The 7,434-nt window shown below is 34.6% G+C and carries 7 protein-coding genes and 1 pseudogene; 6 read left to right on the forward strand and 2 right to left on the reverse strand.

Translation table 11 applies throughout. From position 1 onward, the window contains the following. Positions 1–334 precede the first annotated feature (334 nt). Entirely contained in the window at positions 335–1,099 is a 765-nt protein-coding gene (locus AC1DUW_RS17300) for a hypothetical protein (protein ID WP_477643057.1), read from the forward strand. 382 nt (positions 1,100–1,481) lie between these two features. Here AC1DUW_RS17300 and AC1DUW_RS17305 read toward each other — a convergent pair whose 3' ends face one another. Together AC1DUW_RS17305 and AC1DUW_RS17310 are read right to left on the reverse strand one after the other, a co-directional pair. Continuing rightward, positions 1,482–2,999 carry a COG4705 family protein gene (locus tag AC1DUW_RS17305; RefSeq protein ID WP_477643058.1) on the reverse strand — a complete coding sequence of 506 codons (1,518 nt, stop codon included), beginning with the start codon at positions 2,997–2,999 and terminating at the stop codon, positions 1,482–1,484. A gap of 121 nt (positions 3,000–3,120) precedes the next feature. Next, complete coding sequence (locus tag AC1DUW_RS17310; RefSeq protein WP_477643059.1) at positions 3,121–3,387, reverse strand: efflux RND transporter permease subunit; 267 nt, start codon at positions 3,385–3,387, stop codon at positions 3,121–3,123. A gap of 341 nt (positions 3,388–3,728) precedes the next feature. Between AC1DUW_RS17310 and pssA the strand changes: the two genes are divergently transcribed. The 5 genes and pseudogenes from pssA to AC1DUW_RS17335 form a co-directional block, all read left to right on the forward strand. Then, positions 3,729–4,220 (forward strand): CDP-diacylglycerol--serine O-phosphatidyltransferase, encoded by a 492-nt coding sequence (gene pssA / locus AC1DUW_RS17315; protein ID WP_053346654.1) that lies wholly within the window; start codon positions 3,729–3,731, stop codon positions 4,218–4,220. A 211-nt stretch (positions 4,221–4,431) separates the two neighbouring features. Continuing rightward, positions 4,432–5,739 (forward strand): VTT domain-containing protein, encoded by a 1,308-nt coding sequence (locus tag AC1DUW_RS17320; RefSeq protein WP_477643060.1) that lies wholly within the window; start codon positions 4,432–4,434, stop codon positions 5,737–5,739. 80 nt (positions 5,740–5,819) lie between these two features. Then, positions 5,820–6,038: pseudogene (locus tag AC1DUW_RS17325) on the forward strand (response regulator); the annotation flags it as partial. 454 nt (positions 6,039–6,492) lie between these two features. Next, a complete protein-coding gene (locus tag AC1DUW_RS17330; protein WP_477643061.1) occupies positions 6,493–6,837 on the forward strand; it encodes a GntR family transcriptional regulator in 345 nt (114 codons plus the stop codon). After that, positions 6,834–7,434, forward strand: a 601-nt coding sequence (locus AC1DUW_RS17335; protein ID WP_477643062.1) for an ATP-binding cassette domain-containing protein, incomplete at its 3' end; no start/stop codon positions are given. The genes AC1DUW_RS17330 and AC1DUW_RS17335, both read left to right, overlap by 4 nt.

A 7,434-nucleotide genomic window follows, 5' to 3' on the forward strand; every position in this document is an offset into this window, starting at 1 on the left:
AAAACTTCGCTAAGTTTGGGGCATGCGAAAAAGGCTGTATTGAGTTTGTAAGAAAGCCAAATGAGAAAGATATAAAAGACCCTAATTGGAAACCGTTTATTTAGAGAAAGTTTTTAAGCTAACGGGTCTTTACTTCAATAAGGGAGGTTGCTGCGGCAGCTTTTTCTTATGGCACTAACGGGGCAGGATAGTTCAATAAGAGAAACAGTTACCCCAACAGTAATCTAAATTGAAGTAATAATAACAAATAAGAGTGAAGGAACAAATAAAATGCATAATTTCTGCAATTTTTTGTGATAGGATATCGGATAGACTAATTTATAGGAGGAATACCATGGAACGAAAGTTTCTTATAATGGTTGTTTTTTCACTAATCATTTCATTATTCTTAGCAGCTTGTTCTAAAGATGGTTCAATGGACCATGGAAATATGGACCAAAACTCAAATAAAAAACAAACAGATACAAACCATGATGGGATGAATCATGGGGATATGACACCCTCTTCCCAAAAAGATAATACAAACGTAGAATTTTCCTTTAAAGAAAATCCTGAAAATGGCAAACAAATACCATTAGACATTAAGGTAAATAATAAGGACGGTAAACCAATTAAGGATTTTGAGGTTGAACACGAAAAACTCATGCACTTAATTGTGGTTAGCAAAGATTTATCCTATTTTGACCATATTCATCCTGAATATAAAGGGAACGGTTTATTTACTGTAACTCCAAATTTCCCTACTGGTGGAGAGTATAAAATTTATGCCGATTTTACGCCTAAGGAAGGTTCCAAAACGGTAAAATCGAATGTCGTGACAGTAGCAGGAAACAAAGCGAAGACTACGCCGTTAACAGAAGATAAGGAAATAACAAAAGTAGTGGATGGTAAAGAGGTTACTTTAAAGTTTGACCATTTGATGACTGGAATGGATTTGACGATGACATTCACGATTAATGATGCTAAAACGAAACAGCCTATCACAAATTTACAACCTTATTTAGGGGCAGTAGGGCACGTTGTAGCAATTAGTGGCGATACTGAAACTTTATTTACATGTTCATCCAATGGACGAAAAGGCAACTGGTCCAAATGCTAAATTTATGACGAGTTTCCCTAAGAGTGGTCTCTATAAAATTTGGGGACAATTCCAACAAAACGGAAAAGTATTTACCGTTCCGTTTACCATAAATGTACCGAAATAAAAAGATCCTTAGGGCCTTTTGGCCTTTTGCGTTAAACTTTAATTATTAAACTAAAGGGTGCTTTTTTTAAACATCCGGAACTGATCAGCAGTTCCTTTTTTTTGCTATTAAAGGGGCAGGTTTGTTGAGCAAGCCAAACTAAAACTATATGTTAATTTTTATAAAGGTTCTGGGTTCTAAATTGTAGAATCAGATGAGTTAGTTCTATAAGAAGAAGTAAAAAAGTCGATTCCTTTGAACTGCAAAWGGAACCGCGATTGGCGATTCCTAAGATTATTATTTATTTGCTGCGTTTATGGTACTAAGTGAATTGTTAAGTGCTGTTTTACACTTGTTTACATCAGTATTCGATGAACGAACTGCTGCTAATACAACATCAATTGTTCCATCAATTTTCGTCCATGTAGCGCCATCGATTTTTCGAAGCTTAGGTTCCTGTGTGTCCCATTGATGTTCTAATTCATCTGCCCTTTTTTTCGCTGAAGCAAAGTCATTTTTGTTTACAGCGTTTAGTATATCATTTTCGATTTTTGCAAAATCGTTTAACTGTCCAGATAATGTAGTTTGTGAGGCACCAGATTTTGATGTTGATTTATTTGCACCTTTTAAGACACTAAGTGAATTATTAAGTGCTGTTTTGCTTTGATTAATATCAGGTTTTGAAGAGCGAACTGCTGCTAACACAGAGTCAATTGTTCCATCAATTTTTGTCCATGTAGTGCTATCAATTTTTCGAAGCTTAGGTTCTTGTGTATCCCACTGATGTTCCAAATTATCAGCGCCTTTTTTTGCTGAAGCAAAGTCGTTTTTATTTACAGCGTTTAGCATATCATTTTCAATTTTAACAAAATCATTTAATTGATCCGCTAATGTAGCTTGCTCTGCAGCACCTTGTGATGCAATATTATTACTGCGCCAGTTATAACCACCTATACCAACAACTAAGAAAATTACGAGTACAACAATCGTTTGTGTTAGCACATGTTTCTTATTTGCATTACTTTGGTTTGTTTCCGCTATATCACTTTTAGCATTTGTATCAATTTTTGAAACGGCAAGGAAAACGATGATTGCTAAAATAGCGATAAGAAAAATCACACTCGTAACGGTTGTCCCGAGTCCTAATCCGCCATTTACTTTTGGTTGAGATAGGTAATCACCAATTGACGCTCCAAGCGGACGAGTTAAAATATACGCAATCCAGAAAGCTAATAYCCCGTCAAGTTTCAAAAATTTATAAGCTAAGAACACAAGAACAATAATAATAACAACGCCTATTCCTGTGTTAAGATAACCAAAACCAAGTTGTTCGGAATATAAATCGCCGACCGCTGTTCCAAGTGCAAAGGTGAAAAGGACCGTAAGCCAGTAGAAAACTTCTCTTTTTTTAGTAAAAATCGAGTGGATCGATAGTGTTTTTTCACTAAGATACCAAAATAGAAAAGTCAGTCCTAGTAACACCGAGAATACAGCTGTACTAACCTCAAGTGGTACGCCCATATTATCTGTCAAATTATCCGTTACCAGTGTTCCAAATACGCTTATAAGAACAACTGTTACCCAGTAAATGGCTGGAACATATTTGTTTGCTTTAAATTGAAAAAACAAAGCAATAAAAAACGCAATTCCCATAATAATGGTAGTAAGAGTTAAACCAAGTCCAATGTTGAAATTGATGTAATCAGCAAATGTTTCACCAACAGTTGTACACAAAACTTTGATGATCCAAAAGAAAATCGTCACTTGTGGCACTTTGTTAAGTAAAATTTTCATTTTTTTTTGGTTTTCTTGCATATATAATTTCCTTTCTTTAAAGTGGTTTCCCACAACTTAATTTTATTTCTCTCCAAATAAGGATACCCATCCAAATCCAAGTTAATCATTAAGGAAGTCTGCGCTGTTTCTCCCACAGTGGTTACCCACCGTCATAAGAAGTGGTTTCCACATTGGATAAACCATCCACTGTTTTGAGGGCACTTGCCAAATTATCTGTCACTTGCTTTACCTGAGTCGCTTGATACCCAGGTACTCTCATATTTACCGAAAGAGTAGTTTTATTAATTCCAGGCAAATAATCGCGTTGCATCTGGTATGCGGAAATACCGCCCCAAGACAAAATGATGACAACACACACAATCATAAGAATGGCTCTTTGCATGGTTGCCTCTACTAATTTTTTCATTTTTACCTCCCTGATTGTTTAACCAATAACTATTATGAAAAACCCCTAATATCTTTTGACAGCTACATGAATTCAAATATGATACTGTTATCCAAAATTGGGTAACCTAAGTATATAAAAGGAAACTTTTTGTTCTATGAATAAATGATTAAAAATTCCTTAAAATGCAAAAAGAATATTAGGTAAGGATTATCTTAAGACAAGTGAGATACTTGGTGGCTTCTGTATTAAGACTGTGTGGGGCACAGGGATAGTTTTTCCTTTAATATTTAAGAAAAGCGGAAGAATATATCGAAAATGCTACATAAATGCGTAGATTGTTCGACGTCAGGGGGACTACCTTGTTCAATCAGATAGCAAAAGCTGTGCCCAATTTATTTACGATTGGAAATTTATTGTTCGGTTTACTTTCAATTACCAATATTATGAGTGGCTTTTTGGAAGTAGCTTCCGTTTTTATTTTCTTTTCGGCTGTTTTAGATCTTCTTGATGGAAGGATTGCGAGAAAATTAAAAGTGAACAGTGAATTTGGCGTGGAATTGGATTCCTTGGCTGATATTATTAGTTTCGGGGTTGCTCCTGCACTTCTATTTCATTCAATAGCAGCACCATCGATTTTAACGTCTTTGGCATTTATCCTTTTCCCAACGATGGGAGCATTAAGATTAGCTAAGTTTAGTGTTAAACCAACCATTGGGTATTTTAAAGGATTACCTATTCCAGCTGCTGGATTACCATTGGCTGGTATGGGATTCTTTTTATATAGCAATGCGTGGATTACCTTAATACTCGCACTCTTAATGGTAAGTCCTATAAGGGTAAAAAAACTTTAATTTTATTATCCTTTGTAAAAAAGCTAGGAACCTTTTTAGAAAGGGTACAGCTTTTTTATTTTATCCATAAACCTTTTTTTCACTTAATACAAGATTAAAAATTCATTAACATAGAAAATGAATTCATTTTTCGTGCTAAATTGTAATTAGATCTAAAGTTGTAGAATTATTTACTCAAAAGATTCTTTTTATAAAAAATGGAGGCATTTATTTGTCATACTTAATAAATTTATTTGAACAGCACAGTTATCTGATATTATTCATAGGGATTTTTCTAGAACTCATGGCTCTACCTATTTCAGGTGAATTTTTAATGAGCTACGCTGGGTATTTTGTATTTCAGGGAACAATGAATTACCCTTTGGCACTCCTGACAGTCTTTGTTGCAGGTGGTGCGGGAATTACTGTAACCTATTGGATTGGTAAGGCAGGAGGGTATAAACTAATTGAAAAATATGGAAAGTATATCCATTTGGGACCAGAAAGATATAAAAAAGTATCCGCTTGGTTTGAGCGTTCTGGCAGTAAACTGTTGGTCTTTGCTTATTTCATTCCAGGCATTAGACATTTCACTGGTTATATTTCGGGGATTTCTAGAATGTCGTTTCGAAAATTTATTATTCCAGCTTATACAGGTTCATTTTTATGGGGATTTTGTTTTATTACTCTAGGAAAAGTATTGGGACCTCACTGGAAGGCCTTCCATCATTCAGCAAGTAAATATTTCATTATTTTTATTATTATTTTTGGGGTATTGTTAGTTGGGTATTTCACTTATCGGTTTTATAAAGTTCAAATTAAAAACTTTTTTATTCATTTAATTAAATGGTTAACAAATCGACTAAAAACCATAAGAAAAACAGAAATCTTTCTTATTTTTCTCACTTTAGTTTTAATCGGTATGGTGACCTTGATGCTGGGAATGGCTCAAGACTATTTATATAATGAGTTTACTCAATTTAATGTAATTGCTGAATATATAGTGAAGTCTTCATTATATATGAGTTGGATGAAAGGGTTGTTAGTATTTCAATCCCCTTATGTACTTGGAGTAATTATTGGGGTAACGATCATCCGCATTTGGAGAAAGAGAAGGAATAGACTGCTTGAGTATTTTCTACTTATCGTTTCGGTTTTAGGAGCGAGGCTGTTTCATGAATCAATTATGCAGATTTTTTCCTATCTCCAATCATTAGGGTTCGTTGCGAAATTTCATTCCGCAAATTTTCCTGATATAAATGCTACTATTACAATAATTATCTATGGAACATGCTTATTTTTACTCATTCGTCATTCAAAAAAAAATTATACGTCCATATTCGTTCCTTTAATGGGGTTAATATTATTAATGGGGTTAGCAATTGCAAATATTGCATCGACCGATTTACTTCCAAGTGATATTTTGGGTGGATATGTATATGGCGGTGTCTGGATATCTTTTAACTTTTTGTTGTTTGAAATGTTACGGCTTGTTTTGGATAAGGTTAAAATTGAGAATAAAACTCAAATAATACCTTAAGGTGTTTTGAAGGGGCGAATAAAAAGTGAAAACATATTTTAGTAATCAAAGACGAAACTCAAATTGCTCGTGTCTTAAAAATGGAATTGGAGTATGAGGGCTATCAAGTAACAGTTAAACACAACGGTAAATCAGGATTAGAAACAGCATTTCTAACAGAAATTGACCAAATTTAATTAGATGTAATGTTGCCTGGTTTAGGTGGTATCGAGGTATTGAGGAGATTAAGAAAGGAAAACATACAAACTCCTGTTATTCTTTTAACTGCTTGTTCTGTCCAATTTGACGCCGTATGCGGGGAAACTCGCCTGTACTGTGAAGTGGGGGAAAAGCAGGCGATAACGTCAAAAGCTTACTTATCACTATAACAATGAGCAGTTGCTTTTTTACTTGGCGGATCCGAATAGTTCTATAAATGATTGGATGTAAATAATTAAGAAACCCAGCTAATCTTCTCATGTGAAGGTAGCTGGGTTTTTAAAGTTGGATGTGCAAAATAGCACTTAAAATATACGCAAATTATCGGTCAAAGTGACAGATTATTTTTAGAGAATTTTTTTCTATAACCAAAAACGGTCGTTTATGGAATCCTATTKTAAAAGTACAAACTGGAAGAAAATAGCCTATCTATACAAATTAAAACGGTTATTGTAATATATTCCAAATTACTATACACTACATTACAACAGTAATGCACTATATTGGGAGGAGGCGGAGACAATTCTGAATACGGGTAGTACTAAGCCTATTTATGTGCAAATTGCAGATTGGATTGAATCAGAAATTTTAAATGGACATTTTGAGAGTGATGGGAAGGTGTACTCACAATACCAATTAGCTGAAATGTATACGATCAATCCTGCAACTGCAGCAAAGGGCCTCAATCTTCTGGTGGACGAAAATATCCTGTATAAAAAGCGAGGACTTGGAATGTTTGTCTCTGGTGATGCAAAAGAAATCATCATCAATAAACGAAAAAACCAAACATTGAAGCGATTAGTACGGGAGTTGGTTTTGGAAGCTAATCGGTTACAAATAAGTGAAATAGAATTAATCGAAATGATAAAAGTGGCAAATAATCAGGAGGCTGAACAATGAGGGTGATTGAATGTACGGATTTAACGAAAACTTATTTAAGGAAAAATGTTTTAGATAAGCTCTCTTTTTCAATTGAAGAAAATAAAATAACGGGATTAATTGGTCGAAATGGAGTTGGAAAAACCACCTTACTTAAAATTATTGCTGGGTTCATCAAAGAAACGTCAGGACAGGTCAAGGTTTTTTCCGAAAGACCATATAACAGCCTGAACGTCTCCATAAACTCCATCTTTGTGGACGACCAAATGAGTTTTCCGCCAGCCATACCACTTGGTGAAATATTAACAGTGGCGGGTAACTTCTATCCAAATTGGGATAGGGAATTAGCTAAGGGCTTGTTTGACTATTTTTCTTTTGATCCAAAATCTTATCACAATCGGCTTTCAAAAGGAAAAACAAGTACCTTTAATATGATTATCGGCTTAGCATCCCGTTGTCCATTAACAATTTTTGATGAACCCACTACAGGAATGGATGCAGCGGTTAGAAAGGACTTCTATCGAGCATTGCTCAAGGATTATATTGCTTATCCCCGTACTATTATTTTATCTAGCCATCACTTGGATGAAATTGAGGATTTACTGGAAGATGTGTTAC

The sequence above is a fragment of the Peribacillus sp. P4_C12 genome (genome assembly GCF_056402095.1).